A 25985-nucleotide genomic window follows, 5' to 3' on the forward strand; every position below is an offset into this window, starting at 1 on the left:
ACCCCTCCACACACTGGCGTACCGCAGGCCAAGGAGGGCTCCGCGATGCAGCAAAAAGTGAACGGCTTCACACTGGTGGAGCTCATCGTAGTGGCGGGAATCCTCTCCATCCTCGTCACGATCGTCCTGCCCGACATGGCCCGGTTCCTGGACCGCAGCCGATCCTCCACCACCCTGTCCAACCTGCGCGTGGACATGGCGCTGGCCAGGACGAACGCCATCATGCGGCGCATGCAGGTGGTCGTCTGCCCCCGCGAAGCCGGGCAACTGAGCTGCAGGAGCGGCGGCGACTGGAGCGAGGGCTGGCTGGTATTCCTCGATCCCGATCGCGACCGCCAACCGGGAGCACCCGCCGATCTGCTGCAGATCCGCGAGCCGCCCGCCCGGAGCCGCAACCTGCTGTCGCTCGCGTCCAACCGAGACTATCTGCGCTACCAGAGCGACGGCCGGGCCGCCAACGCCAACCTCACCCTGCAGGCCTGCGCGCGAGGCCGCTTCACGGGGACGCTCGCGGTCAACAACGTGGGGCGGGTGCGGAGCGAGCGGCCAGCGGCCGACGAGCCCTGCCCCTTCGATCTGGCCGAGGTGGTGGCAGGCGGCTCTCCTTGACCCCGGCCCACGACACATTAGAATAGCCGTCCCCGCCCGAATAGCTCAGCCGGTTAGAGCACTTGACTGTTAATCAGGGGGTCGTTGGTTCGAGTCCAACTTCGGGCGCCAGACATGCAGATACCACAAGGGCCGCGGATTCCGCGGCCCTTGTGCTTTGTGGCTACCGGCAACGCCGACAGAACCGGTCCGTTACCAGCATTCGGTCGCGTTGGTTGCCGCACCGCCCTCGGTACGCGTTCCTTGATCGTTGATCGTCAGGGTTCCGCACTTTGGGTCGTCCTGCCGGCCAGTCACTGGCACAGCCTGCAATGTGAACGTCCGCGCCGTCGTCGGGCTAGCCGCGGGAACACTGAACGTGTAGAAGCCGTTGATCTCGGGATCGCAGCCTCCCGGGACGCCTGCTCCCACATAGGTCAGATTCGTCGTGTAGAAGCGCTCCATCAGCTGCGCCTTCTCCTGCAGACAGGCCGCCGCGGCCGCCCGCCGTGAGTTGATCACGTACTCCCGGTAGTTCGGATACGCGATCGCGGCGAGGATCGCGATGACGCCAACCACGATCATCAGCTCGATCAACGAGAACCCAGCCGCGCGGCCAGAGAACCCACGGCGCGGCATGACCTGATTACTGTGCATTCAACAACTCCCTCCAGGACACGCGCCTGATGTTGGCCGCTCCCGAGCTGGTCTTGATCTGGGAATAGCTGCCGTCGTCCAGGCTCGTGTACATGTACTCGCCGAGGAAGATCGGGTTGTTCGGGCCGCTGTCATAGGCCACGCCGGAGTAAGGCGTTTCAGTGTCGCCGCCGTGGTAATCGCCATCGCTGCCGACGGATCCGTCGCCATCGATATCGAAGAACGGGTTCGACAGCCTGCCGCCGGTGAATGGGTCGATCGCCATGGTGAAGCCCTTGCCCGCGGGCGCGCATGGGTCCGTGGAGTCCGGGAACCGCGTGGTGCCGATCAGGGACATGCCCTGGAAGAAGTTGGGCAACACCATGCGTTCGCCGCGCGTCACCGGGTCGCCGCCAGCGGTCGCGGCAGGCGACACGAGATTGATGTACCAGCCGTTCGTGCCCGCGGCGCCGGCCCGCTCGATCACGCGCCCGACACTGTCCTCGGCGGTAATCCTGACAGCGTTCAACGAGGTCTTCGCAACGGTGGATCCACGATCGATGATCCCGTACCAGCTCTGGACGTTCGCGTTGGCGGTTTCGTTGATGTCGGCCATGCTCAGGTATTGGCCGGTACCGAAGAACACCCAGGTGTCCGGCGGGCTGTAGGGGTTGGACGCCACCAGCGGAGCGGCCGTGATCGGCTGCGTCGTGCCCGCGGCGAACAGCCTGGTCGCGGTGCCGCCACTGCGCACATCAAACTTCCAGAGATTGCCTTCCATGTCACCGGCGTAGACGGAGTCGAAGTAGCCATCCCGCGGCGCGCCTTCGCTCGCCCCGTATGCATCCCAGACATTGACGGCCGACAGCCCATTGTTGCTGCCGATGCCGGTGTCCATCGAACCCTTGTTCACGCCACTGATCGCATCGAGCATGATCAATGCCGACCTTTCCGCCTGGTTGTTGGCCCCGTTGCCCAGGAACACGCGCCAGTCTCCTGCAGCGACGGCCGCGATGATCGGGCGGCCCAGGGCGTTGCCCATCAGGTTGCCGATGGCGGCGTCGTCAGAACGCTTCTCCCACAGCAGCGAAGGATTGGTCGGGTCGGTCACGTCCAGGGCGAAGATGCTCTTGCCGCCGCGCCCCATCGTGGCAACGAGGATCGTCTTCCACGTCGTGCCATCCTTCACGTCGGCAACGGTGATCTCGCCGTCCATCGAATAGGCGTGGTCGTACTCGGGATGCCAGTTGGGATACTTGTTCGTCGACGCATCCAGCTGGGTGAGGACGGACATCGCTTCGGTCGGCATGAAGGCGAACAGCTCCTTGCCGCCGTCGCCCGCGTTGGTGGTGTCCAACGCATCCGGCGCCTGGAAGGCGTGCAGCATGCCGTCGTTGGCGCCGACATAGACCACCGGATCGCGACCGGCCTGCGCCGCCACGAACGTGGCATAGCTGGTGTCGTCGCTGTAGAGGTTGGCGTTGGGCCGCCCCACGTACACCGGCTGCGAGTTGATGATGTCGCCCAGCATGCCGCGCCGGTTGCGGAACTGACGCAGGCTGCCCGTGACCACCGACTGGCGCTCATGCACGCGTTCGCCGAGCACGTAGCGGAGCTGTTCATTGCTGATGGTCGTTGTCGAACTCCATGCAGCGGGGCGCACCACTGTCGGACTCGTCAGGCTGGTGTAGTTGCTCCAGTTGCTGATGAAGTTCGTGAGCGTGCCGCTGCTGTTGAACAGGATCTTGCGCTGCGTGTAGTTCCAGTAACTGGTGCCGCCACCGGCGGCCGCCGTATTGATCTTCGTCTCACCGGCTGCGTGCCCAAGCCAGTCCGATGCATCCCACCTGTTGGTCAGGGTGCCGGTGCTGACGTTCACGTCGGCGGCGATCAGTTGCCCGCCCCAGCCGTTGGACACGTACTTGGCCTGGTAGGTGCGCGAACCGGCTTCCAGCCTGGTGGAGTTGCTGGCGAACGAGCCGCCGGAGCCGGTGATGTCGTCGGCGATCTTCTGGAAGGCGGCATTGAGGCCGTCGATCATCGCCTGGCCGTTGTTGGCCAGGTACATGTTGTTGGGCAGGTTGAAGTCGCCCGTGCCACCCAGCCCCGTCTGCGCCTTCGCCGTTTGCGTGGCCGAAGTCCAGGCGGTCTTGTTGGTGGTTTCGAACCAGTTGTCAGCCGGACGCGCGGCGTTGCCATTCGCGTCGTAGGACGTTTCCGGAATAGTGAAGCCGCCGTACTTGGTCGCAAGGTAGTACTGGTTGGTCTTCTTCGCCTTGAGGTCGTTCAGCTCGACCACGTCGACCCAGTAGGTGCTGATCGACTGGCCCTTGGCGCGGGCCGGAGTGGTGCTCAGCGTCGTGTTGGGCACGTCAGTACGGATATCGGTTACGTGCCCCCAGTACGCCAGCGCCGCAGTCGAGTTCTGGGCACGCGTATCGCGATCCGCGGCGACCATGTAGTTCAGCCACGTGTCCACGAAGCCGGTGGCAATGTCGCCGCTACCCGAATGGTCCTTGCTTTCGTTCTGGGTCGCCGTGTCACCGATGCCCAGGAAGACGTTGGCTTGGCACTGGTACAGCATAGGATCGCGGTCGGTGCCGACCGTCCGCAGATCGTCGGGATCCGCGTTCCAGCGCGTCACAGCCGCGTTGGCACCCGTGCCGTACCAGTTATCGATCACCGGAAGCCCATCCGCGTACTGGTAGCGGGTGAGATTGGGACTCACACCGGCCAGGTTGCTGTAGGCGGACACGTTGCCGACACCGCGCAGGTAGCGCAGCGCGGTGTGGTACATCTCGCTGAGATTGTCGTACGCCTTCAGCGTCGCCATGCCGGTATTGATCTGGCCAAACCGGTTCAGGTAATTGATGACGCCGCTGTACTGGATCGTGCAGCCGCTTCCGTCAGGAGCGACCGATCCGCTGGCGCAGGCACCGACGCGCGTCGAAGTCGAGCTGCTGTCAGTGCTGTCCGGGTTGTTGATGATCTTGCCCGTCGCCAGGTCCCATTCGGCGTTGTCCACGCCCGAAATGCGGCCCACCCGATCCGGGTACGGCTTCTCGGTGCCGGCGGTTTCCGCTGCCGTCACCGGGCCGATCAGCTTCTGCCGGGCGCGCATGACGCCGCCGCGCCGGCTCGAGCCACCGTCCTGGGTGAGGTAGGCAAACAGGCTGTAGCGGGTCTTCTTGGAGTTCTGCTGCAGCAGGCCTTCGGGCTTGTAGTTGCTGCCATAGCGGGTACAGAGGCTGCGGGTATCGAGGCTGCCATCGCAGACTTTTACGCGCATGCTGAGGGCATAGGCCTGGTTGCGGCCGTATGTGGTGTGACGATAACGGGTTGCATTGGTGGGATTGACCCATTGATTCCGGTTGTTGTAGCAACGGCCATTAGAAAGGGTGGGATGGCTGGCCGGGCAGGTCTGGATCGTTGTGGCTTCACAGCCGAACTCACCCACGCCGCAGGCCGTGTCGTTGATGACGGTGGTGGTGTCGGAGTTCGGCAACAGGTTGTACTGCGGGTTGTAGGGGACCGCCGTCACCGCGGTACCTGCGGGAGCCTGTTGCACGTCGCCCGTGACGGGCCGCGCAAGTGCCGCGGGCGCGTTCCATGCCTGCGCACTTCCCATCTCACCGGACGAAGACGGTATGAACCACATTTGGCTGCGCAGACCACCAATGCGCGTTCGCAGCGTGCTGGTCTGGACCGGCGTCGAGTTGCCAGCGTTGCTAGCCAGCCTGCGAAGTGGTGTGTATCCATTCTCCCACCGGTCCGAGTTCGCCTTCTCCAGATACGTGACGTTGTTCATCTCGCTGTAGCCGGCGGCCGGAGTGCCGTCCGCGGGCCGATGCACGCGGTAGCCGCCCGTCAGCGCCAGCCGGAAGGTGTCGATGGCCTGCATCGCGGACCAGTTCAGGAAGTTGCCGCTCCAGAGGCGCTGGGAAGGCGTGCCCCCGGTCTGACCGGCGCAACTGTGACCACTGCTGGTGGCTGAATGCGGATAGAAATACCTGTTCGCCTCGACGACGTCGAAGTGGTAGGCGTAGCAAAGTCCCGAATTGAAGTAACCGGCATAGGCAGTAGCCGATGCATAGTTCGCAGTTCCCTCCGCCACGCCTGGCGCGTTGGCATGCGTCACCACGGTCGGCCATTCCACCGACGGCAGCAGCACCAGGTTGCCGGGAACGCTGTTGGTCACCGTCAGCGGTTTGTTGTCGATCGCAACGCCGGACAGCGCGGAGGTCGAGCTGAACACGGCAAACAGTCCCACAAGGATGGCCACAAGGCGGTGTGCGCCGGTGCGGCCGGGTCGAGCGACCTGCCTGGTCATGCGTTCCATATCGTTCTCCACCACTCTTGTGTCGGATCGCACCGGTTACCGGGCGACCACGTTGCCCTGCAGCACCACCACCGACCGGTCGGCGTTGCCGGCCGGGGCGTGGCTGCGCGCGAAGACGCGATACATCGCTTCCTGGATCACGCCACCGCCGCCGCCGCCGTACTGGATGCTGCCGGCGCTGGCACCGAGCCCCAGGTCATCGGCGCTGTCGCGCAGGCCCATGTACTGGATGTAGTACTGGGGCGCGCCGGCCGAGGTGTCCGTAATGCCCAGCGCGGCGTTGGCAGTGCCCAGACGGTCGTTGGCGTTGAACCAGCAGTCCGTCCCCTTGGTCGCCGCCGCCGTGCAGGTCGTGCCGGCGGTGTACACATTGGCCGGAACCGAACACAGGCTTGCAGTGATGGTGCCGGGGTGTGCCGCGTCGTCGCCGCAGCGCACGCCGACCACCCAGCCCTTGCCGTCGGCCAGCACCGATGCCCGCACCGCGGCTTCTGCTTCGCGCAATGCGGATTCGGCCTGCTGGAAGGCGAGGCTGCGGTCGTACATGTTGGCGCTCATGCGCTCTTCGAGCAGCGTACCGCGCATGACCGCCAGCCCGAGGATGGTCATCACCAGGAGCAGGATCAGCACGATGACGAGGGATACGCCCGACTGGCGTGCGCCGGGATGGGCGACTGGCCTGTTCATAGGGTCCGGTTCCGCAGGTTGACGACGTGGTTGACCGTGCGCACGAGCGGCTGGCCGGTGGTGCTGCCCGCGCTGGTCGCTTCGGCCTCGCGCATGGTGAGCGCGATGCGCACCGCGCGGATGGCGTTCCAGTCGGCGGCGGTGGTCAGCGAGGACGCATCGACGTAGCCGGCATTGCCCAGGTACTGCACCTGCATGTCCTGCACGCCCGGCACCACCTCTTCCTGGGCGCCGTCGTTGACCCGGCGACACAGCGAGTAGCCGTTGGCGGCGACGCCATCCGGGTCGCAGACATACCAGCGCACGCCCTGCAGGCGGCTGACGGTGGAGAACCTCGGGAACAGGTAGGCGGTACCGGCGACGCAGATGCCGGCGTTGGGCTGGGGAAAATAGCTGCAGGCGTTGACGCCAGTGCCGAAGGAGACCGCGCCGTTGGCGCCGGTGACGCTGCTGGCGGCGCTGGCCCGGAAGATGCCCAGGACACGCATGTCGCAGACCATGATGACGTCATTGGCGGCGAACTGCGGCTCACCTGGCGTGTAGGTCACGCTGGTGGCGCCGGTCGCCATGTCGGTGGTGAGCGTGCGCACGTCCTGGTCCATGCGCAGCACCTGGATCGCGTCGGTGGTGGCGACCTGGCCGGTCAGCCCACTGCCCTCGAAGCCATGCAGCGGCCGCGTCGAGCCGACGAACCAGTTGGTGGACGTCGGCGTGGACGTCGATGCGTTGGTGATGATGTTGCCCGCCGCCATCTCCGCGTCGCAGGGGCTGCCGCCGGCCTCGCGGATGTCGCGCGCCATCATCTCGAACGCGGCCTGGGAGCTTTCCTGGATGCGTCCCAGCCCCTGGGTGGCGGCGAATGCGCGCTTGTTCGACTGGAAGATTCCGATCGCCGCGGCCGAGACCAGCAGGCCGATCAGCATGGCGATCATCAGCTCGATCAGGCCCAGGCCGGACTGCCTGCGCTGCGGGCTGGAATGATGGATCGAGGCACTCATATTGCCGCCACCGTGACAACGCGCCGCTGGCTGCTGCCTTCCCGGCCGGCAGCGGTACCGGTGCCGCGGCTGTCGTCCCACTGCACCGTGATCGTGCAGGTCGCACCGTCGATGGTATTGGCCACGCAACTGACGCCTCCGCAGGTGCTGGTATCGGTGGCCGCGTTGGCGGCACTGACCATGGAACTCTTCAAGGATCCCAGCCAGGCGTTGACGTCGGTCCGGGCCGACGTCTGACCCGCGGTCTCGCTTCCACTGGCCGTCGCCGCGGCGCACTGGGGGTTCGTACCGGGCGTGTTGTAGTAGCCGGCCAGCGCATTGGCCCGGTTCGACCGGACCACGTCGAGGATGGCGTAGCTCTGGATGACCGCCTGGGTGCGCTCGAGCGAGCTTTGCCCGTTGCGCAGGGCCACCGCCTGCATCGCGGCGATGCCAAGCAGGCCGATGCCCATGATGAGCACTGCCACAAGCACTTCGATCAGGCTCATGCCCTGCTGCCTGCGGCGGCACGCCGCCGCCCGACTGCGTCGATTGCGATTCATTGTCGATCCTATTCTCACGGACAAGCGCCCCCTCCGTTCGCCGCGGCCGTGGCGACCCGCCCTGCAACCGTCACACTGACCACCCGCTGGTTCTCGGGCGGACTGGCGGTCGGAATGCAGACGGTGATCGCCGCGGCAGTGGCGAAGCCGTTGGGCCGGTAGGTGATGGAGTCCTCGTCGGCAGTGATCTGCACCGGGCTGCGGACCGCTGCGCGCCTGAGGATGCTGTCATCGCTGTCCAGGACCGTCAGCCATTCGGTCCAGGTGCCGTCGCAGGTCGCGCCATCCGAGCTTCCGCACACCGAGACCCGCGCGTTCCTGCGGATTGCCTCGCTGCGCGCGTACTGCAGCGACGCCACCAGCTCGTTGGCGTTGGAGCTCAGGCGATTGGAATTGATCACGGAGGTCAGCGACGGATAGGCAACGACGGCGAGGATCGCGACCACGGCGACGACGACCATCAGTTCGATCAGGCTGAAGCCGGCGCCGCGACGCGGCAGCCCCCTGCCCCTGCGCGGGTCGACCGTTTGCTGGAAGATTGGCATACCACTCCCCATGTGGACGGCATACCCTAGTCCGGGGCACTTCTGGCAACCAGCACTTCCGGGACGAACGGCGCGATCCGGGGCGTGGGTGGCCGAAGTGGCTACAGGTCTTCCATCGAGGCATCCGAACGGGCCCCGTCCCTGCATGACTTTTTCCAGCAAGCGCCACGCCCCCTCCGCCCCCCTGGACACGCTGTGGCAGGCCGGCACGGTGATCTGGGTCGTCCTGGCAGGCGAGGCGCTCGCGCTCGTGCTGACGCTCGCCCCCGGCGCCACCGACGAGCCGATCGCCTATTTCGGGATGGCATCGCTTGGGGTCCAGTGGGTCTTCCTCACCACGATGGGCCTGTTGTACCTGCTGCGGCGGCGACTGGCTGGCGCCACGCCGGTCGCAGTGGCGCGTGCCGCCCTGGGCGCACTGTTGCTGAGCACCTGGCTGGTGAGCGCGCTGGCGTGGTGGACGCTGCGCGACCTGTGGCCGACCCCGCACGGTGGCTGGCTTGCGTTCGCGCTGCGGCTCACCGCGATCGCGCTGACGGTGGGGCTGCTTGGCCTGGCCGCGTTCCGGGGCCAGTGGCGGGAGCGGCAGCTGGCGGTGCGCGCCAAGCAGGCCGAGGTCGACGCGCTGCAGGCACGCATCCGCCCGCACTTTCTGTTCAACGCGCTCAACACCGGGATCGCGCTGGTGCACGCGCGGCCGCAGGCCACCGAACAGCTGCTGCTGGACCTGGCGGACCTGTTCCGCGCGGCGATCTCAGGCCGTGAGCAGGTGCCGCTGGCGGAAGAGCTGGCGCTGACGCAGCGTTATCTGGAGATCGAGCGACTGCGCTTTGCCGACCGGCTGCAGGTGCACTGGGACATCGCGGAGTCGCCCGACGCGCTGGCCGACATCACGATTCCGCCGCTGTCGATCCAGCCGCTGGTCGAAAACGCGATCAAGCACGGGATCGAGCCGAGCCGGAGTGGGGGCCATGTCGCGATCTCGCTGCACAAGACGCCGACATCCATCGCCATCGTGGTGCGCAATTCGCTGCCGACGGAGCAGGCGCGGTCTTCGGCCGGGCACGGAATTGGCTTGAACGCGGTGCGATCGCGCATCCAGGTGTTCACCGGCGGACTCGGCGGCGTGGAGGTCCACGCCACCGATGGCGAGCACGTGGCGACGCTCACCCTGCCGAGGCGGGGCTGAAGGGCGGCCCCCACCCCAGCCCTCCCCCGCAGGCGGGGGAGGGAGCAACGCGGGCCTATGCCACCACCTCGTAGCACGGCCTGTATTGCCCGGAGATCTTCATGCGCCGCTGTTCGACGAATGCCTGCAACAGCGCATCAAGTGCCTGCATGATGTCCACGTCGCCATGGATCTGGAACGGGCCGTGCTGCTCGACGCGGCGCATGCCCTCTTCCTTGACGTTGCCAGCGACGATGCCGGAAAACGCGCGGCGCAGGTCGGCGGCGAGGTCCTGCGGGCGGCGGCCGTGGCGCAGGTCGAGCGCGGCCATGGCCTCGTGCGTGGGCACGAACGGCTGCTGGCAGTCGAGCGGAACGTCCAGGCCCCAGTTGAAGTAGAACGAGTCCTTCTGCGCGATGCGGTACTCGCGCACGTCACGGATGCCGGTGCCCATGCGCCGCGCCACCCGCTCCGGGTCGGCGATGATGATCTCGTAACGCCGGGCCGCGGCGTCGCCCAGGGCCAGGCGGATGAACTGGTCGATCTGCTCGAAGTACGGCGCGGCCGCGGTCGGGCCGGTGAGGATGAAGGGGAACGGCAGGTCGGCGTTCTCCTCGCGCAGCAGGATGCCGAGCAGGTAGAGGATTTCCTCGGCCGTGCCGACACCACCGGGAAACACGATGATGCCGTGGCCGAGCCGGACGAACGCCTCCAGGCGCTTCTCGATGTCCGGCATGATCACCAGGTGGTTGACGATCGGGTTGGGCGATTCGGCCGCGATGATGCCCGGCTCGGTGATGCCGATGTAGCGGGTGCGGCGGCGGCGCTGCTTGGCGTGGGCGATGGTGGCGCCCTTCATCGGGCCCTTCATCGCACCCGGGCCGCAGCCGGTGCAGATGTCGAGGCCGCGCAGGCCAAGTTCGTAGCCGACGTTCTTGGTGTACTGGTACTCCTCGCGGCCGATCGAGTGGCCGCCCCAGCACACCACCAGGTTCGGATCGGCCGGCCGCAGGATGCGCGCGTTGCGCAGCAGGCCGAACACGGCGTTGGTGAGGCCGGCGGATGTCTCCAGTTCCGCATCCAGCTCCGGGGCGAGTTCGATCGCGGTCCAGGCCAGGTCGCGCACGACCGCGAACAGCAGCTCGGCCACGCCACGGATGATGTGGCCGTCCACGAAGGCCATCGCTGGCGCGTTGTTCAGCTCGATGCGTACGCCGCGGTCCTGCTGCAGGACCTGGATGTCGAAGCTCGGATACAGCTCCTGCGCGGCGCGCGGATCATCCGAGGCGCTGCCGCTGGTCAGCACCGCCAGCGCGCAGCGGCGCAACAGGTCGTGCATGCCGCCGCTGGACGCGTCCTTGAGCCGCGCGACCTCGTCGCGCGAGAGGATGTCCAGTGCGCCGCTGGGATAGATCCGGGTGCTCACCACCGGCAGGGAAGTGGTTGCCGCTTCGCTTGTGGGCTGTTCCATTCGTGCTCTCTCGTCAGGCTGGCGACTGTAGCGCAGCCGCCCTCGCAAACGGAAACGGCCGGGTTGCCCCGGCCGTTTCGGTGTCGCAGACCGCGGGCGGTCAGAACTTGTAGCGGAAGCCCAGCTGCAGCGACCAGCGCGACTCCCAGTCGGTCCAGACCGGCGAGGTGACGCCATTGCGGTTCGAACTGCTGACCGGATCGCTGTTGAAGTCGTAGATGTAACGACCGGTCGCTGCGTCGACACCCTGGAAGCCCACCGCAACGCGATCGCCGTACGGCGAGTTGTACTGGATGCGGCCCCAGTCCTTGTTGATCAGGTTGCCCACGTTCATCACGTCCAGCCAGATCTCGGACTTGTGGCCCTTGAAGAAGCCTGGCAGTTCCTGGCTGATGCGCAGGTCGAACTGGTTCACCCAGGGATTGCGGAAGGTGTTGCGTTCTGCGACCGCGCCGCCCTGGCGGGCGAGGCCGTTCTCGGCAACCCAGTCGAAGAACGCCGCCTCCATCGCCGCACCACCGGTGAAGATCACCTCACCCACGGTGCCCGGCACGTACAGAAGATCGTTGGTGTAGCCGTCTCCATTCATGTCGTTGGCGAAGCGCCAGCTGTGCGGCGCACCCGAGCGGCCCTCGTAGAACACCGAGAAGATCGTCGCGTAGTCGTCGAAGAACGACTTGCGGAACTGCATGGTGCCGGTGATGCGGTCGCGGATCTCGTAGTTGGAAGTCGCGGCATCGTCGGAGTTGGGGTCGAAGATCGCCTTGTTGGACCAGTTGGAAATCGCTCGCGAACTGGTCAGCGGGTTGACCTCGGTGGCGTTGGTGTAGGTGTAGTGCAGCGACCAGCCCCAGGTGTCGAGCAGAGGCTTGTTCAGTCCGACGGTGAACTGCGCGCTGCGGCCGTTGTCCGTATTGGTCATCAGGATGACGCCGTCACCGGCCCAACCCGTCACGTTCTCGTAGCCGGGGATGGTGTCGGCCAGATCGGCCACGCCGGCGCCGCCGTTTGCGCGCGAGCGGTTCGAGGAGCCCGGTGGCGCATAGACATTCGTGGTGTAGAAAGTCCGGCCATCGTTCTGATCATCGATGTATGTGGGTGCACCCAGGTCCAGGCGCTCGAAGTGCAGGCCCTTGTTGACGCGGGTATACAGCAGCTCAGCGGACGCCACGATGCCGTGCCACGGCAGTTCCTTGTCGAGGGCCAGGTTGGCCTTCCACACCGACGGCTGCTCGAAGTCGCGGTCCATCAGGTTGACCATCATGCCGTAGCCGCTGGCCGGATCCGGCCTGGGCATGTTGTCGACGTCGTCCAGTTGCACCGGCAGCCAGCCGTCGGCCGGATTGCGGTCGTTGTAGCCGATCAGGCCGAAACCGGTGTTCTGGTAGGAGTTGCCCACCCACACGTTCGCGGCCGAGCCCTGGAACAGGCCGACACCGCCGCGCAGCTGGGTCGGCAGGTCGCTGTCGAAGGTGTAGTTGAAGCCGAAACGCGGCTGGACCAGCGCGTCGTCCATCTTCTCGCGGTTGTCGTAGCCGTAGTACTCCTGCACCAGCAGGTTGTGCACCGGCACGTCGTCCATGCTCGGCAGGTCGACGCGCAGGCCGAACATCAGGGTCAGGTTGTAGTTGACCGCCCAGCTGTCCTGCACGAACAGGCCGGTGTTGGCGTGCTTGTAGCGCATCGCCACCGAACTGAGGTCGTTGCCCGGCACGGGTGCGTTGAGGTCGTACACCGAGTACTCGCCGTCGCGGAACGCGTCGAGGCCGGCGAACACGTAGGTCCCCCAGATGTTCTGGGCGTACAGGTTGTAGACGTCGTTTTGTTCCCAGTCGAAGCCGAACTTGAGCGTGTGGTCGCCGACGAACCAGGTCGCGGCACCGAAGGCGTTGTCGGTGGTGGTGTTGATCTGGTTGCCGTGGCGGAATTCGTCGGCACCGAAGTTCAGGTACGGCGGGGCAACCAGGCTGGCGCCGTCATCGTCCTGCCCGAACGTGACGACCACCTGCGGGAGGCGCGAGTAGACGGTGCTGAGCGAGTCGTAGGTGCGGCGGCCGACCTTGAACTCGGTGCTGAAGCTGTCCGTCCAGTCACTGAACAGTTGCACGACCGAGGTTTCGACATTCTTGTTGACGTCGTACCAGCGGCTGTTGAGGCCAAGCGCCGGACCCGAAGTCCCGACGTTGTGGCTGTTGTAGTTCATGCTGTTGCTGGAACCGGCCAGGTTCGGTTCCACCTGCTCGAGCTTCGAGAAGCGCGCGGACAGACGGTGGTTGTCGTTGATGTTCCAGTCGATCTTGGCCGCGTATTCCTCGACTTCGTTCTTGATGCTGGGCGGCGATTCCATGCTGCCGATGTCGACGTTGTAGACCTCGCGCGCGATCTGCTGAGCCTCGGCGATCTGCTCATTGGTGACGTTGACCACGGTGTTGGCGCCGGACCCGATTGGACCGAACGAGGAACCGGCGCGGTCGCGGCTGAACTTCTCGTAGTTCACGAAGAAGAACAGCTTGTCCTTGATGAGCGGGCCGCCGAAGGTGGCGCCATAGGTCTGCTCATCGTTGAAGCCGGTGAAATCGGCACCGGACACGGGGTGCTCGCCCCACCAGTCGCCATCGCGGTAGGCGCCGTAGATCGAGCCATGGAACTCGTTGGTGCCCGACTTGGTCACCGCGTCGATCACCGCGCCGGTGGCGCCGGTGATGGTCGTGTCGTAGTTGGAGATGTCGACGTTGATCGCCTCGATGGCGTCCATCGACACCGGCTGGCGCATGGTCGGGAAATTGTTGGACTCCAGCCCGAAGGTATCGCTGGTGTTGATGCCGTCGATGCGGATGGCGTTGTAGCGCGGATTCTGGCCGCCCACGCTGATCTCGCCGCGCGACTTGTCGCTCTGCGCGATGCGCGGATCCATGCGCACATAGTCCTGGATGTTGCGGTTGGCCGACGGCAGCGCCTCGATCTGCTGCTGCGAGATGTTGGTCCCGGTCCCCATCTTGCTGGCGCTGAAGATGTCGGAGCCGCCCGCCACGCCGACGGCCGTGACGGTGCCAAGGGTCGTCACGTCCGCAGCGAGCGATGCGTTGATCGTGTTCACCTGGTTCAGCGCCAGGTACACGTTGTCCTCGGTCCTGGTGCCTTCACCCGACTTGGTGATCGTGATCTCGTACGGGCCACCGACGCGCAGGCCGCGGGCGTTGTAGCGGCCGCTGCCGTCGGTGGTGGCGCGGCTGACCGTGCCCGACTCGACATGGGTAATGACCACTTCCGCGCCCGCGACGGGCTGGCCACCGTTGTCGGTCACCAGGCCGCCGACGCCGGCGGAGGTGCTCTGGGCGAATACGGGCGCTGCGGCGAGCGCAGCGATCAGACCGATCGACAGTTTCGACAGCCGGATGCGGTTGCGGTGGGTCATGTGGTTTGCCTCAATGCGGGGGTGGTCTTGGTGGTGGAAACCGAATGCGCAGCGTGCAAATGCAGCGGCCCGTGAGGCGGGCGTGACGGGGCGTTCGGTTAACTTCAGATTAACACATTAACCGTTGCACATGACAGCAAAAAGACAGTTCTCAAAGACGCGGAAGTGCTTGACCGTGCTCGCTTTGATGGCAGATACGGTGGAGCGGCACCAAGTACTTGTTGCTGCGCAACATCAGCCGGCGACAGGCAGGCGGAGATAGCCGGTCAGCCCGTCCAGCAGCATCTGCACCGAGATCGCCACCAGCAGCATGCCCATCAGCCGCTCGATCGCGGTCAGGGCGCGCGCGCCCACCAGGCGGTACAGCGACGTGGCAGAGAACAGGATCAGTGCCGTTGCCACCCAGGCAAGCAGCAGCGCCAGGCTCCATTCGACCAGGCGCTCGGGCTCCTTGCTGCCCATCAGCATCACCGCGGCCATGCCCGAGGGGCCGGCGACCAGCGGGATCGCCATGGGCACGATGAAGGGCTCGCCGCTGGGGATCTCGCCCATCAGCCCTTCGGGCGGCGGGAAAATCATGCGGATGCCGATCAGGAACAGCACGATGCCGCCTGCGATCGCCACCGCCTCCTGGCGCAGGTGCATCACCTCGAGCGCGTACTTGCCCGCCCACAGGAACAGCATCAGCACGGCCAGCGCGATCAGCAGTTCGCGCGCCAGCACGATGCGCTGGCGCTGCGGCTCGAGCCGGCGCAGCATGCTCAGGAACACCGGGATGTTGCCCAGTGGGTCCAGGATCAGGAACAGCAGCAGGGCGGCCTGGAGGATGGTCACTGCGCATCCGCCGCCGGGGCGAGCAGGTCGACGCAGGCGTCAGCGAAGCCGGCCGGGTCACGCGCCAGGCGGTCGCTGTCGGCGGCATAGGCACGCGCCCGCAGCGGCGTGCGCATCGGGCCTGGACGCAACGCGCGCACCCGCAGCGGCGTGGAGGCGGTTTCGGCATCCAGCATCGCCACCAGTGCCTCCAGCCCGTGCTGGGCGATGCCGTAGCCGCCCCAGTACGCTGGCGCCGCGCAGGGCGCCGGATCGATCACGAACACCACCGTGCCTGCGTCGGAAGCGCGCAGCAGCGGCAGGCAGGCCTGGGTGAGCCACCAGCGAGCGGTCAGGTCGACGTGCATGGCGCGCGCGAAGGCGGCGGGATCGGTGTGCTCGAGCGGCGTCAGGCCGGCGAAGTCGGCGGCGCAATGGACCAGGCCATCGAGGTGGCCGAAGCGGTCGCCGATGCGGGTGGCGAGTTCGGCGTAGTCGTCCGGCGCGGCGCCTTCCAGGTCGAGCGGGTACAGCAGCGCCTGCCCGCCGGCCTTCTCGATGGCGTCGGCCACCTGCTCAAGCTTGCGCGACTTGCGCCCGAGCAGCACCGGCATCGCGCCGGCGGCCACGCAGGCCAGCGCCACGGCACGGCCGAGCCCGCCGTGGCCCCCGGTGACCAACACCGCGCGGCCATCGAGCGGACGGTCCGCGGGCGTCGCGGGCGCCCCGCTCACGCCTTCTGCACTTCCGCAATCATGCGCGCCAGCTCGCCGCTCTCGTGCAGCTCCAGGGTGATGTCGCAGCCACCGATCAGCTCGCCGTGGATGAAAAGCTGCGGGAACGTCGGCCAGTTCGAGAAGCGCGGCAGGTTGGCCCGGATTTCGGGCTCGGCCAGCACGTTGACGGTGTGGATGCCGCTTGCGCCGGCCGCCTTGAGCACCTCGATCGTGCGGCTGGAGAAGCCGCACATCGGGAACTGCGGGGTGCCCTTCATGAACAGCACGACGGGATGGTGTTCGACTTCGGCCTTGATGCGGTCCAGCGGCGTCATCACGCTACTCCTGTGCGGCAGCGCGCGACAGCGGGCCACCGGAATTCGGTTTTGCGTATTGTATGCCGCGCTCCCCTGCTCCGCCGGCCATCCGGACCCGACGCCATGCCGATCGAACCTCGCCCGCTGCCCTGCGACCCTGCCACTTTCGCGCCGCATTTTCCGGCCGAGGCCGTGGAGCGGCACCGGCGCGCGCAACAGGCCGGCGTCGATGCGCTGAACGCGCTGCTGGGCGAAGCCGCCGCCGACCCGGCGCCGGAACTGACCGACCTGGTCCGTGACGCCAGCGGCGCCCTCGCCGCGCACGCCGCACAGGCCTGGGCCGAGGATTTCCATTGGGCGGCGCTGCGGCCGCCCGTCGGCGATGGGCACGATGAACCCGGTGGCCCCTTGGGCGATGCGATCAGCCAGGCCTTCGGCGACGTGAAGCGAATGCGGGAGCGCTTCGCCGAGGCCGCCACGCGCCTGTCCGGGGCAGGCTGGCTGTGGCTGGTACAACGCCGCGACGGGCGCCTGGCGATCCTTGTCGCGCCGCAGTCGACCACGCCGCTGACCGGCAACGACACGCCCCTGCTGGCCTGCTGCCTGTGGCCGCACGCCTACGCACAGAACCAGGCCGACCCGCGCGAACGCTATCTGGCCGCGTTCTGGCAGCTGGTGGACTGGAAGACAGTGGCGACACGGATGCGCTGAGGGGCTGCCGCGGCTCCGGCCCCCACCCCGGCCCTGCCCCGCAAGCGGAGGAGGGCCGGGGTGGGGGCCAGGCAGGCGGCGCGATCCAACCGACAAGGCGCAGTGCTTCTCCGCCGCGCCTCAGCCGTTCTCCGCCCCCAGCGCGCGCAGCACCGGCGCCACCTGCTCCTCACGCCCGAGTGCCGCGCCCACGTTGCGCAGCGCGTGTGCGAGCGCGGCGGTGTCATCGGCGCGCAATGTCGCGTGGCCGACCTTGCGGCCTTCGCGCGGCTGCTTGCCGTAGTCGTGCCAGTGGCCGCCCGGTTCGCGCAGGACCACATCGGCATCGGGCATCGACCCGATCCAGTTCAGCATGCAGGCATGGCCCAGCGACCGGGTCTCGCCCAGCGGCAGCCCCAGCACGGCGCGCAGGTGGTTCTCGAACTGCGAAGTGTCCGCGCCCTCGATCGTCCAGTGCCCCGAGTTGTGCACGCGCGGCGCCATCTCGTTGGCCAGCAGCACGCCGTCGCGGCAGAACAGCTCCAGCGCGAACACGCCCACGTAGTCGAGACGTTCGGCCAGTGCGCGTGCATGCGCGTGCGCCTGCGCGACCAGCCCCGGCTCGCAGTCCGCCGGGGCCAGGCTTGCCGACAGCACCCCATCCACGTGCCAGTTTTCGGTCAGCGGCCAGGTGCGGAATTCGCCATCGCGGCCACGCACCGAGACCACGCTCAGTTCGCGCTCGAAAGGCACGAAGGCCTCGAGGATCAGCCCGACCTTCTGCGCCTGCGTGCCCAGCGCCTGCCAGGCGGCCTCGACATCGTCCAGGGTGCGGATCCGGAACTGGCCCTTGCCGTCATAGCCCAGCCGGCGCGTCTTGAGGATGGCGGGGATGCCGACCTGGGCGACCGCGGCATCGAGGGATTGGCGCGTGTCGACGTCGACGAAGTCGGGCAAGGGGATGCCGAGTTCGCGGAACAGCGTCTTCTCGGCCAGCCGGTCCTGCGCCGTCGCCAGCGCGCGCGGCCCGGGGTGCACCGGCACCCGCTGCGCCAGCCACTCGGCGCTGGCGGCCGGCACGTTCTCGAAATCGAAGGTGGCCACGTCGATGCGCGAGGCGAACTCAGCCAGCGCCACCTCGTCGCGGTAGTCGCCCACCAGCAGCGGCGCGCACTGGCCCGCGCAGGCATCGGCAGCGGTATCCATCATCAGGAAACGCAGGCCCAGCGGCGCACCCGCAAGCGCCAGCATGCGCGCGAGCTGCCCGCCGCCCAGGATGCCGACCGTGGTCATCGACCGCTCACTGGCGCGGGTCGTCGGCGCCGGCGACCTCATCGGTCTGGCGCTGGCGGAACTCGGCCAGGGCGGCCGCAACCTCGGGCTGCCCGTGCGCGAGCATGGCCGCGGCGAACAGTGCGGCGTTCGCCGCACCGGCTTGGCCAATCGCGAACGTGGCCACCGGGATGCCCGCGGGCATCTGCACGATCGACAGCAGCGAATCCATCCCGTTCAGTGCGCGGCTCTGCACCGGTACGCCGAGCACCGGCACCGCGGTCTTGGCCGCGAGCATGCCCGGCAGGTGCGCCGCGCCGCCGGCGCCGGCGATGATCGCGCGCAGCCCGCGTTCCTGCGCAGTGGCGGCGTAGTCGAACAGCACGTCGGGCGTACGGTGCGCGGAGACCACGCGCACCTCGTGCGCGATGCCCAGCGCCTCGAGCTTCTGCACGGCGTGCTGCATCGTCTCCCAGTCGGAGCGCGAACCCATCACGACCCCGACCAGCGGGCTTGCAGGTGAAGCGGACATTCGTCGTCCCCGGACCTAAAGACGTATTCTAGCGGTTCATCCGATCGCCTTCCCGCCATGGACCGCAAGCTGCTCGACCTCCTCGTCTGCCCCGTGAGCCGGCAACCGCTGGCCCTGCTCGATCCTGCCGGGCTGGCCGCGCTCAACGCCGCGGTCGCGTCCGGCGGACTGCGCCGCGGCGACGGTTCCGCGCAGTCCTCGCCAATGCGCGAGGCGCTGGTGACGCACGACCGCAAGCTGGTCTACCGCATCGACGACGGCATCCCGGTGCTGCTGGCCGAAGAGTCCATTGCCACCGCGCAGGTCGCGGATTTCCCCAGGGCATGATCGGCGGCGACCGCGCCGCGGTGGACCCGGCGATCATTGCCGATGACGTCGCCCGCGCGCTGGCCGAGGACCTGGGCAGCGGCGATGTCACCGCTGCGCTGTTGCCGGATGCGGACGACCAGGCCTACCTGCTGTGCAAGGAGGACGCCGTGGTCTGCGGGCGACCGTGGTTCGACGCCTGCCACCGCGCGCTCGACCCGGAGGTGCGGATCGACTGGCGCGTGGCCGAAGGCGACCGTGTCGCTGCGGGCACGGTCCTGGCCACGCTGCACGGCCATGCGCGCGCCCTGGTCAGCGCCGAGCGCGCATCGCTCAACTTCCTGCAGACGCTGTTCGGCACGGCCACCGCCACCGCCGCCTATGTTGATGCCGTCCGCGGCACCGGAACGCGCATCCTCGACACCCGCAAGACCCTGCCCGGCCTGCGCGCCGCGCAGAAGTACGCGGTGCGCACGGGCGGCGGCGACAACCACCGCATGGGGCTGTACGACGCGGTGATGCTCAAGGAGAACCACGTGCGCGCGTTCGGTTCGGTGGTGGCCGCGATCGCCGCCGCGCGCGCCGCGCAGCCTTCACTGCCGCTGATCGTCGAGGTCGAAACGCTGGGCCAGCTGCGCGAGGCGCTTGCCGCCGGCTGCGACCGCATCCTGATCGACGATTTCGATGCCGCCACGCGCCGCGAAGCGGTGGACATCGCCCACGCGCTTGCACCCGATCGCAGGATCCCGCTGGAAGTCTCCGGTGGCGTGGACCTGGCGGGCGTGCGTGCGATCGCGCTTGACGGCGTGGACTGCATTTCGATCGGCGCCCTGAGCAAGCACCTGCACGCGATCGACCTGTCGCTCAAGCTCGGCCCTCCGCCCCCATAGGAGCGGCTTCAGCCGCGAACGCGCTCCGAACGGCACGCATGCCCGAAGGCGGGGCGCTTCAGCGACCAGCGCAGCGCCTTGCACCCAAGCGATTCGGGATACATCGATCGCGGCTGAAGCCGCTCCTACCGGGAAGTTCGCGGCGCCCGGCGATGCGTGGATTGCAATCGGCCTGCGCGGGCGCCACATTGCCCGCCATGCCCGACTTCCCTGCCCTGATCGCCCTGATGATCGCCTGCGCCGCCGGTTATGCCTGGTGGAATTCCGCCCGTGCCGCGGCCGAGCGCGCGGCTCAGGTGGGCCGCAACGCCTGCGAGGTGGCCGGCGTGATCTGGCTGGACCAGAGCGTGCACGCCAGCGGGCTGCGGCTGCGCCGCCACGCGGACGGGCGGCTCGGCCTGGAGCGGAGTTTCCGCTTCGAGTATTCCGAGGACGGCGTGCATCGGCACGTCGGGCGACTGGTGCTGCATGGCGACGAGCTGGTGCGGTTCAGCGGGCCGACGCGGGCCGCGCAGGCGGTGGTGCTGCACTGAGGGTCACGGGGGCCCACATTGCGGCGCGATCGCGGCGGACTTCGGGCGGGGCGACGCCAGCTGCTTGTGCAGGCTGGCACTGCCGAAATGGATTCCAGCGTTCGCTGGAATGACGGTGGCCGGGCGTTCGCTGGAATGACGGTTACGGGGCACGCAGGCCCGGCCCGATGCTGCCCTGCGCTACTTGATCACGCGCAGGTGCGCGCCGCGCTTCGGCGGGTCTTCCCCGGGCGTGTCGTCGGGCGGCGTGGGCTCATCGTCGTGCGGCGGCATGGTTGCGCCGGAATCTTCCGGCAGCGCCATGCCCTGGCCGGTCTCGCGCGCGTAGATCGCCAGCACCGCGGACACGGGCACCGTAACCGGATGGCTGACGCCGCCAAAGCGCGCGGTGAAGCGCACCGCCTCGTTGTCGAGTTCGAGCTTGGCCACGGCACGGTCGGCGATGTTGAGCACCACCCGGCCTTCCTTGACCGTGTGCGGCGGCACGCGCACGCCCGGCAGCTGGGCGTCGACCAGGATGTGCGGCGTCATTCCGTTGTCGGCGATCCACTCATACAGCGCCCGCAACAGGTACGGACGATGGCTGGTCATGCTGGCGGGAGAGTCTGGCATCGCTGGAGATCGGAGATCGGGGGCCGGAGTGCAGGATCGGATCGCTCCGACCCGGCTCCCGGCCTTCCTGGTCAGGCCGGCAGCACGTTGAGGTGCTTTTCCTGCGGGGTGAGGCTGCGCAGGAAACCGGGATTGCGGAAGATGCGGTTGCCGTAGTCCTCGATCACCTTGCCGTCCTTGGGCAGGGCCACACCGAGCGCCGGCAGGCGCCAGATGATCGGCGCCATCGCGCAGTCGGCCAGGCTCATTTCCGGATTGAGGAAGAACTTGCTGGCCTTGAACAGCGGGATCGAGGCGGTGAGCAGTTCCTTCAGGCGCTTGCGGCCAGCGTCGGCCTGCTGCCTGCCACCAAACTGCACCGCCTGCACCTGCGGCACCCAGTCGTGCTCCATGCGCAGCATCGCCAAGCGCAGGCGCGCCCGCGAGAGCGGGTCGACCGGCATCAGCGGCGGATGCGGGTAGCGCTCGTCCAGGTACTCGCTGACCACGCTGGCCGCGTACAGGACCTGGTCGCGCTCGACCAGGGTCGGCACCGAATGGTAGGGATTGAGGTCGATCAGGTCGGGCGGCGGGTTCTGCGCGTCGACGGGGATCAGGTCGTAGGTGACGCCCTTGGCGGCCAGGACCAGCCGCACCCGATGGCACAGCACGTCGTCGACGGAGGAAAACAGGGTCATTGCATTGCGCATACGTGGACTCGCTGCCATCAACGGCTTCTCCAGCGACCGGAATCCGCCGGTCACATGGTGCCGCCTGCCCACCGCAGGCGGTCACCCGGTCTTCGCCCCGGACGATGTGTCCGGCCGCCGCGGTCGGCCAAATGCCGGACCACGCCGTCCCCGCATCACCAGTGGATCAGTGCACGTCCTTCCAGTACTCGTTCTTCATCAGCCATGCCAGCAGCGTGAGGAACGACAGGAACAGGAGCACCCACACGCCAATCCCCTGGCGCTTGAGCACGGCCGGCTCGCCGGCGTATTCAAGGAAGGCGGTGAGGTCGCGCACGGTCTGGTCGAACTCTGCCGCGCTTTGCGTGCCCGGCGAGGAGATCTCCAGGCGCTCGACCGCCGCCTCGCCCGTCGCCGGATCCTGTTCGGCGAACACCGCGTGCTGCAGGCCCTGCTGCTTCCAGAAGGGATTGGGCATCGAGGCGTTGGGGAACAGGGTGTTGTTCCAGCCGAGCGGACGCGTGTCGTCGAGGTAGAACGACTTCAGGTAGGTGTAGACCCAGTCGCTGCCGCGCACGCGGCTGATCAGGGTCAGGTCCGGCGGCACCTGGCCAAACCACTTCGTCGCCTGCTCGGCTGGCATCGACGAGATGATGTGTTCGCCGAAGTTGGCGCCGGTGAGGTTGAGGTTGGTCATCACCTCGTCCTCGCTCAGGCCCAGGTCCTCGGCCACGCGCGAGTAGCGCAGGTACTTGAGCGAATGGCAGCCGGCGCAGTAGTTCATGAACAACTGCGCGCCCCGCTGCAGCGAGGCGCGGTTGCCCAGGTCGGTGCCGGCCTGCTGCAGGTTGCCGCCACCGGCGGCCAGCGCCGAGAACGACAGCAGCAGCCCGCCGGCGAACGCGGCGATGCGGGTCATGAAGGTCTTAGTCATGCGTCGTCACCCGTTCCGGAACCGGCTTGGTCTTGTCGAGCGCCGTCCACAGCGGCATGGTCAGGAAGAACAGGAAGTAGAACGCGGTCAGGTAGCGGCCGACGATCGTTTCGGTCGCGTCGGTGCCAGGACCCGCGCCGATCTTGCCCAACCAGAAGAAGGTGATCGCGAACAGGCCCAGCAGCACCTTGGACATCAGCCCGCGGTAGCGGTAGGACTTGACCTTCGCCCGGTCCAGCCACGGCACCAGGAACAGGATCGCGATCGCACCAAACATCACCAGCACGCCGGACAGCTTGTGCGGCACCACGCGCAGCATCGCGTAGTAGGGCGTGTAGTACCACACCGGCTTGATGTGCTCGGGCGTCACCAGCCGGTTGGCCTCGGTGAAGTTGTCATGCTCGAGGAACCAGCCGCCGAACGCCGGGGCGAAGAAGATGATGAACGCGCCGACGATCAGGAAGAAGCAGACGTAGAAGCTGTCCTTGACCGTGTAGTACGGGTGGAACGGGATGCCGTCGGCCGGCGCGGTCTTCGACCAGCGGTTGCCCTTCGGGCCCTTCTTGATCTCCACGCCGTCGGGGTTGTTGGACCCGACCTCGTGCAGCGCGCCCAGGTGCAGCACGACCAGCAGCAGCAGCACCAGCGGCAACGCGATCACGTGCAGGGCGAAGAAGCGGTTGAGGGTGGCGTCGGAGGGCAGGTAGTCGCCCATGATCCACTCGGTCAGGCCGTTGCCGATCACCGGCACCGCGCCGAACAGCGAGATGATCACCTTGGCGCCCCAGAACGACATCTGGCCCCAGGGCAGCACGTAACCCAGGAACGCCTCGGCCATCAGCACCAGGTAGATCAGCATGCCCAGGATCCACACCAGCTCGCGCGGCTTCTGGTAGCTGCCGTACATCAGTCCGCGGAACATGTGGATGTAGACCACGATGAAGAACAGCGAGGCGCCGGTGCTGTGCATGTAGCGGATCAGCCAGCCCCACTCCACGTCGCGCATGATGTATTCGACCGAGGCGAAGGCTTCCGCCGCGCTCGGCTTGTAGTGCATCGTCAGGAAGATGCCGGTCAGGATCTGGTTGACCAGCACCACCATCGACAGCACGCCGAAGATGTACCAGATGTTGAAGTTCTTCGGAGCGTAGTACTCCGTCATGTGCTTGCGGTAGAAGGGCATGAAGCCCGGCGCACGCAGGGTGAACCAGTCCCACACGTTGTTGGCGGTGCGTTCGATCACGTTCGACATGTCAAGCGGCTCCCGGATCGACGCCGACGACAATGGTGGCGTCGTCCGCGAAATAGTGCGGCGGCACCACCAGGTTGGTCGGGGCGGGCACGCCCTGGTAGACGCGGCCGGCCATGTCGAACTTCGACTTGTGGCAGGGGCAGAAGTAGCCGCCCTGCCAGTTCGGGTCGAACGGCGCCGGACGGATCTCGGCGACCATTTCCGGCGAGCAGCCCAGGTGCGTGCACAGACCCACCAGCACGGAGATTTCCGGCCTGAACGAGCGCAGCTGCGGGCTTTGCTGCTGGATGTAGGCCGGCTGCTGGTCGGCGTTTTCCGAATTCGGGTCGCGCAGCTGGTCATCGAGCGTCGGCAGTGCCTGGAGGATGGCCTCGGAGCGGCGCACGATCCAGATCGGCTGGCCGCGCCATTCCACCATCAGGCGCTGGCCGTCCTGCAGGGCACTGATGTCCACCGTCACCGGCGCGCCGGCAAGCTGGGCGCGGGCGCTGGGGTTCCAGGACTTGATGAACGGCACAGCCGCGAATCCGGCCCCCACCGCGCCCACTGCCACCGTGGTGGCGGTCAGGAACCTGCGCCGGCCCTGGTGGTCGGGTGCCCCGTCATCGGGGTCGTATACCGCATCGTTGGCCATCCGGCTCTCCGCGAAACTTTCTGGGTCGCTGATTTGATTGTGGCTGCCGCGCGCCCGGTCCCCGGAGGCGGGCGCAAAGAACGGTGAAGTGTAGCGGAACGCTGAATGCGGCGACAATGTCTGCGCTGTCGTGGCGCCTGTTTTCCCTTGTCCGCCAGCGATTTGCCGGGCAACCCGCCATGCGGGACCGCGTCCGGGGGTGCCGGGACGCGCCCTTGGCTGCGCCTGCGTGCGCACAACGGCAATGCGGTCGTGGAGGGCGAGCGCGGGAGCGGGCTTGGCGCCGTCCGTCACGACACGACGGCCCTTGCGACACTCGCCGGAGCTCAGTTCGCCGCGACGTGCCCGCGGTAGCGCTCGGCCAGTTGGGCGACGCGCACCACGTAGCGCTGGGTCTCGCTGTAGGGCGGCACGCCCTTGTGGCGGTCGACCGCGCCTTCGCCGGCGTTGTAGCCGGCCGCGGCCAGGGTGAGGTCGCCGTTGAAGCGCTTCAGCAGCCAGCCCAGGTATTCGACACCGCCGCGGATGTTCTGCCCCGGATCGTAGGAATTGGTGACCCCGAACCGGCGTGCGGTGGGCGGCATCAGCTGCATCAGGCCCTGCGCGCCGGCGCGTGAGAGCGCGTTGGGGTTGAAGGCCGATTCGGCATGCATGATCGCGCGCACGATCGCTTCCTCGACGCCGAATTCGGCGGCGGCGGCTTTCACTTCGGCCGCATAGGCCGTGGTGTTCAGTCGTACGTTGCCGAAATTGACGCCCGGCAGCGGCGCGCAGGCGTAGCAGGTCTCGAAGAAGCTGTAGTTGATCGTGCGGACGGCCGAGGCGCCACCGCTCTTCGGCCGCTGGCTGGTGTAGTGGCGCACGCCGTCCTGGATGTAGGAGTAGACCTGCCCCTGCTGCAGCCGGCGCGTGGATTGCGCCGACGCCGCGGAGGCGGCTGCGACCGGCTTCGGCGCGGCGGCGGCAGGCTGCCGGGCAGTCGAACCCGCCCCGCCCATGAAGGTCGCCGGCGCGTTGTTGTTGTTGATCGACGCCGGGGAACCGGCCACCGGGTTGGCCGGGGAGGCACTGCCCGCCCCCTGCACGGCGGCGGGCCGGGCCGGGCTGCTGCGGTAGTTGCTCACCGCCACGCAGGTGGCGCCCTTGACCCGCTTGCTGACGTAGCTGCGGGCACCGTCTGCGCTGTCGCAGCGGTAGATGGTGCCGGCCCACGACGACGCGGCCGGCGCCAACAGCGCCAGCCCGACGATCGCGACGAGTCCCCACCCCCCTTTCATGCGCGCAGTGTCCACCCTTCCCGCCCGGCTGCCAAGTCCTTGATTGATAAACGGCGCACGGTTTGGAAAGCGGACGCCGCGCAGAAAAGAAGAACCGGGAGGCCCTAAACTGTCGCACCGGCCCGCTGTCATCGCCAGCGCGGCGAGGAT

General features: G+C 67.5%; 25 protein-coding genes and 1 tRNA gene. 7 read left to right on the forward strand and 19 right to left on the reverse strand.

Annotated elements, in window-relative coordinates; all coding sequences use genetic code 11:
• Positions 1-45: 45 nt before the first annotated feature.
• On the forward strand, positions 46-609 hold the full coding sequence (locus tag ACW5EG_RS12230; RefSeq protein ID WP_457018710.1) for a GspH/FimT family pseudopilin: 564 nt from the start codon (positions 46-48) through the stop codon (positions 607-609).
• 34 nt (positions 610-643) lie between these two features.
• Positions 644-720: transfer RNA gene (locus ACW5EG_RS12235), tRNA-Asn, on the forward strand.
• A gap of 81 nt (positions 721-801) precedes the next feature.
• Here the strand turns inward: ACW5EG_RS12235 and ACW5EG_RS12240 are convergent.
• From ACW5EG_RS12240 to ACW5EG_RS12265, 6 genes are read right to left on the reverse strand one after another with little or no spacing between them, the layout of a single operon-like run.
• Positions 802-1245: a type IV pilin protein gene (locus ACW5EG_RS12240; RefSeq protein ID WP_457018709.1), complete on the reverse strand. Its 444-nt coding sequence runs from the start codon at positions 1243-1245 to the stop codon at positions 802-804.
• On the reverse strand, positions 1235-5563 hold the full coding sequence (locus ACW5EG_RS12245; RefSeq protein ID WP_457021627.1) for a pilus assembly protein: 4329 nt from the start codon (positions 5561-5563) through the stop codon (positions 1235-1237). The genes ACW5EG_RS12240 and ACW5EG_RS12245 overlap by 11 nt, the downstream gene beginning before the upstream one ends.
• Positions 5564-5599: 36 nt before the next feature.
• Positions 5600-6250: a pilus assembly PilX family protein gene (locus ACW5EG_RS12250; protein ID WP_457018707.1), complete on the reverse strand. Its 651-nt coding sequence runs from the start codon at positions 6248-6250 to the stop codon at positions 5600-5602.
• Positions 6247-7248: a PilW family protein gene (locus tag ACW5EG_RS12255; protein ID WP_457021629.1), complete on the reverse strand. Its 1002-nt coding sequence runs from the start codon at positions 7246-7248 to the stop codon at positions 6247-6249. Before ACW5EG_RS12255 ends, ACW5EG_RS12250 begins: the two co-directional genes overlap by 4 nt.
• Positions 7245-7790, reverse strand: a complete 546-nt coding sequence (pilV, locus tag ACW5EG_RS12260; RefSeq protein WP_457018705.1) for a type IV pilus modification protein PilV — start codon at positions 7788-7790, stop codon at positions 7245-7247. The genes ACW5EG_RS12255 and pilV overlap by 4 nt, the downstream gene beginning before the upstream one ends.
• A gap of 14 nt (positions 7791-7804) precedes the next feature.
• Positions 7805-8335, reverse strand: coding sequence for a GspH/FimT family pseudopilin (locus ACW5EG_RS12265; protein WP_457018704.1), 531 nt, complete (start codon positions 8333-8335; stop codon positions 7805-7807).
• A gap of 145 nt (positions 8336-8480) precedes the next feature.
• Here ACW5EG_RS12265 and ACW5EG_RS12270 point away from each other — a divergent pair, with 145 nt between their 5' ends.
• Entirely contained in the window at positions 8481-9524 is a 1044-nt protein-coding gene (locus ACW5EG_RS12270; protein WP_457021631.1) for a sensor histidine kinase, read from the forward strand.
• A gap of 55 nt (positions 9525-9579) precedes the next feature.
• Here the strand turns inward: ACW5EG_RS12270 and ppnN are convergent, their stop codons facing one another.
• The 5 genes from ppnN to grxD all read right to left on the reverse strand — a co-directional run bounded on the left by ppnN (position 9580) and on the right by grxD (position 16253).
• Complete coding sequence (gene ppnN / locus ACW5EG_RS12275) at positions 9580-10974, reverse strand: nucleotide 5'-monophosphate nucleosidase PpnN (protein ID WP_457021633.1); 1395 nt, start codon at positions 10972-10974, stop codon at positions 9580-9582.
• Positions 10975-11074: 100 nt separating this feature from the next.
• Positions 11075-14389, reverse strand: coding sequence for a TonB-dependent receptor (locus ACW5EG_RS12280; RefSeq protein WP_457021635.1), 3315 nt, complete (start codon positions 14387-14389; stop codon positions 11075-11077).
• Positions 14390-14623: 234 nt separating this feature from the next.
• Positions 14624-15223 (reverse strand): YhgN family NAAT transporter, encoded by a 600-nt coding sequence (locus ACW5EG_RS12285; RefSeq protein ID WP_457021637.1) that lies wholly within the window; start codon positions 15221-15223, stop codon positions 14624-14626.
• Positions 15220-15936, reverse strand: a complete 717-nt coding sequence (locus tag ACW5EG_RS12290) for an SDR family NAD(P)-dependent oxidoreductase (protein WP_457018699.1) — start codon at positions 15934-15936, stop codon at positions 15220-15222. Before ACW5EG_RS12290 ends, ACW5EG_RS12285 begins: the two co-directional genes overlap by 4 nt.
• The gene (grxD, locus tag ACW5EG_RS12295; protein WP_457021639.1) at positions 15933-16253 is read right to left on the reverse strand and encodes a Grx4 family monothiol glutaredoxin; all 321 of its coding nucleotides are present in this window, start codon (positions 16251-16253) and stop codon (positions 15933-15935) included. The genes ACW5EG_RS12290 and grxD overlap by 4 nt, the downstream gene beginning before the upstream one ends.
• A 105-nt stretch (positions 16254-16358) precedes the next feature.
• Between grxD and ACW5EG_RS12300 the strand changes: the two genes are divergently transcribed.
• Entirely contained in the window at positions 16359-16946 is a 588-nt protein-coding gene (locus ACW5EG_RS12300) for a Fe-Mn family superoxide dismutase (RefSeq protein ID WP_457018697.1), read from the forward strand.
• A gap of 120 nt (positions 16947-17066) precedes the next feature.
• Here the strand turns inward: ACW5EG_RS12300 and ACW5EG_RS12305 are convergent, their stop codons facing one another.
• A complete protein-coding gene (locus tag ACW5EG_RS12305; RefSeq protein ID WP_457018696.1) occupies positions 17067-18218 on the reverse strand; it encodes a 5-(carboxyamino)imidazole ribonucleotide synthase in 1152 nt (383 codons plus the stop codon).
• A gap of 7 nt (positions 18219-18225) precedes the next feature.
• A complete protein-coding gene (gene purE, locus ACW5EG_RS12310; protein ID WP_457018695.1) occupies positions 18226-18729 on the reverse strand; it encodes a 5-(carboxyamino)imidazole ribonucleotide mutase in 504 nt (167 codons plus the stop codon).
• 57 nt (positions 18730-18786) lie between these two features.
• Between purE and ACW5EG_RS12315 the strand changes: the two genes are divergently transcribed.
• The 3 genes from ACW5EG_RS12315 (at position 18787) to ACW5EG_RS12325 (ending at position 20458) form a co-directional block, all read left to right on the forward strand.
• Complete coding sequence (locus ACW5EG_RS12315) at positions 18787-19056, forward strand: Trm112 family protein (RefSeq protein ID WP_457018694.1); 270 nt, start codon at positions 18787-18789, stop codon at positions 19054-19056.
• A complete protein-coding gene (gene nadC, locus ACW5EG_RS12320) occupies positions 19053-19925 on the forward strand; it encodes a carboxylating nicotinate-nucleotide diphosphorylase (protein WP_457018693.1) in 873 nt (290 codons plus the stop codon). Before ACW5EG_RS12315 ends, nadC begins: the two co-directional genes overlap by 4 nt.
• A 197-nt stretch (positions 19926-20122) precedes the next feature.
• Entirely contained in the window at positions 20123-20458 is a 336-nt protein-coding gene (locus ACW5EG_RS12325; protein WP_457021641.1) for a DUF3301 domain-containing protein, read from the forward strand.
• 180 nt (positions 20459-20638) lie between these two features.
• On the opposite strand, the gene ACW5EG_RS12330 is transcribed toward ACW5EG_RS12325, so the two are convergent.
• The 6 genes from ACW5EG_RS12330 to ACW5EG_RS12355 form a co-directional block, all read right to left on the reverse strand.
• Positions 20639-21070: a ClpXP protease specificity-enhancing factor gene (locus ACW5EG_RS12330; protein ID WP_457021643.1), complete on the reverse strand. Its 432-nt coding sequence runs from the start codon at positions 21068-21070 to the stop codon at positions 20639-20641.
• A 71-nt stretch (positions 21071-21141) separates the two neighbouring features.
• On the reverse strand, positions 21142-21777 hold the full coding sequence (locus ACW5EG_RS12335) for a glutathione S-transferase N-terminal domain-containing protein (protein ID WP_457018690.1): 636 nt from the start codon (positions 21775-21777) through the stop codon (positions 21142-21144).
• 148 nt (positions 21778-21925) lie between these two features.
• Complete coding sequence (locus ACW5EG_RS12340; RefSeq protein WP_457018689.1) at positions 21926-22672, reverse strand: cytochrome c1; 747 nt, start codon at positions 22670-22672, stop codon at positions 21926-21928.
• On the reverse strand, positions 22665-23924 hold the full coding sequence (locus tag ACW5EG_RS12345; protein WP_457018688.1) for a cytochrome b: 1260 nt from the start codon (positions 23922-23924) through the stop codon (positions 22665-22667). The genes ACW5EG_RS12340 and ACW5EG_RS12345 overlap by 8 nt, the downstream gene beginning before the upstream one ends.
• Position 23925: 1 nt before the next feature.
• Positions 23926-24558: a ubiquinol-cytochrome c reductase iron-sulfur subunit gene (petA, locus tag ACW5EG_RS12350; protein WP_457018687.1), complete on the reverse strand. Its 633-nt coding sequence runs from the start codon at positions 24556-24558 to the stop codon at positions 23926-23928.
• 326 nt (positions 24559-24884) lie between these two features.
• The gene (locus ACW5EG_RS12355; protein ID WP_457018686.1) at positions 24885-25835 is read right to left on the reverse strand and encodes a lytic transglycosylase domain-containing protein; all 951 of its coding nucleotides are present in this window, start codon (positions 25833-25835) and stop codon (positions 24885-24887) included.
• Positions 25836-25985: the final 150 nt, after the last annotated feature.

The sequence above is a fragment of the Luteimonas sp. A611 genome (assembly GCF_054072715.1).

Excerpts from the sequence above, each read along its gene's own strand:
- ACW5EG_RS12230 (WP_457018710.1), top strand. The coding sequence starts at position 46 with ATGCAGCAAAAAGTGAACGGCTTCACACTGGTGGAGCTCATCGTAGTG.
- ACW5EG_RS12240 (WP_457018709.1), bottom strand. The coding sequence starts at position 1,245 with ATGCACAGTAATCAGGTCATGCCGCGCCGTGGGTTCTCTGGCCGCGCG.
- ACW5EG_RS12245 (WP_457021627.1), bottom strand. The coding sequence starts at position 5,563 with ATGGAACGCATGACCAGGCAGGTCGCTCGACCCGGCCGCACCGGCGCA.
- ACW5EG_RS12250 (WP_457018707.1), bottom strand. The coding sequence starts at position 6,250 with ATGAACAGGCCAGTCGCCCATCCCGGCGCACGCCAGTCGGGCGTATCC.
- ACW5EG_RS12255 (WP_457021629.1), bottom strand. The coding sequence starts at position 7,248 with ATGAGTGCCTCGATCCATCATTCCAGCCCGCAGCGCAGGCAGTCCGGC.
- pilV (WP_457018705.1), bottom strand. The coding sequence starts at position 7,790 with ATGAATCGCAATCGACGCAGTCGGGCGGCGGCGTGCCGCCGCAGGCAG.
- ACW5EG_RS12265 (WP_457018704.1), bottom strand. The coding sequence starts at position 8,335 with ATGCCAATCTTCCAGCAAACGGTCGACCCGCGCAGGGGCAGGGGGCTG.
- ACW5EG_RS12270 (WP_457021631.1), top strand. The coding sequence starts at position 8,481 with ATGACTTTTTCCAGCAAGCGCCACGCCCCCTCCGCCCCCCTGGACACG.
- ppnN (WP_457021633.1), bottom strand. The coding sequence starts at position 10,974 with ATGGAACAGCCCACAAGCGAAGCGGCAACCACTTCCCTGCCGGTGGTG.
- ACW5EG_RS12280 (WP_457021635.1), bottom strand. The coding sequence starts at position 14,389 with ATGACCCACCGCAACCGCATCCGGCTGTCGAAACTGTCGATCGGTCTG.
- grxD (WP_457021639.1), bottom strand. The coding sequence starts at position 16,253 with ATGACGCCGCTGGACCGCATCAAGGCCGAAGTCGAACACCATCCCGTC.
- ACW5EG_RS12300 (WP_457018697.1), top strand. The coding sequence starts at position 16,359 with ATGCCGATCGAACCTCGCCCGCTGCCCTGCGACCCTGCCACTTTCGCG.
- ACW5EG_RS12305 (WP_457018696.1), bottom strand. The coding sequence starts at position 18,218 with ATGACCACGGTCGGCATCCTGGGCGGCGGGCAGCTCGCGCGCATGCTG.
- purE (WP_457018695.1), bottom strand. The coding sequence starts at position 18,729 with ATGTCCGCTTCACCTGCAAGCCCGCTGGTCGGGGTCGTGATGGGTTCG.
- ACW5EG_RS12315 (WP_457018694.1), top strand. The coding sequence starts at position 18,787 with ATGGACCGCAAGCTGCTCGACCTCCTCGTCTGCCCCGTGAGCCGGCAA.
- nadC (WP_457018693.1), top strand. The coding sequence starts at position 19,053 with ATGATCGGCGGCGACCGCGCCGCGGTGGACCCGGCGATCATTGCCGAT.
- ACW5EG_RS12325 (WP_457021641.1), top strand. The coding sequence starts at position 20,123 with ATGCCCGACTTCCCTGCCCTGATCGCCCTGATGATCGCCTGCGCCGCC.
- ACW5EG_RS12330 (WP_457021643.1), bottom strand. The coding sequence starts at position 21,070 with ATGCCAGACTCTCCCGCCAGCATGACCAGCCATCGTCCGTACCTGTTG.
- ACW5EG_RS12335 (WP_457018690.1), bottom strand. The coding sequence starts at position 21,777 with ATGGCAGCGAGTCCACGTATGCGCAATGCAATGACCCTGTTTTCCTCC.
- ACW5EG_RS12340 (WP_457018689.1), bottom strand. The coding sequence starts at position 22,672 with ATGACTAAGACCTTCATGACCCGCATCGCCGCGTTCGCCGGCGGGCTG.
- ACW5EG_RS12345 (WP_457018688.1), bottom strand. The coding sequence starts at position 23,924 with ATGTCGAACGTGATCGAACGCACCGCCAACAACGTGTGGGACTGGTTC.
- petA (WP_457018687.1), bottom strand. The coding sequence starts at position 24,558 with ATGGCCAACGATGCGGTATACGACCCCGATGACGGGGCACCCGACCAC.
- ACW5EG_RS12355 (WP_457018686.1), bottom strand. The coding sequence starts at position 25,835 with ATGAAAGGGGGGTGGGGACTCGTCGCGATCGTCGGGCTGGCGCTGTTG.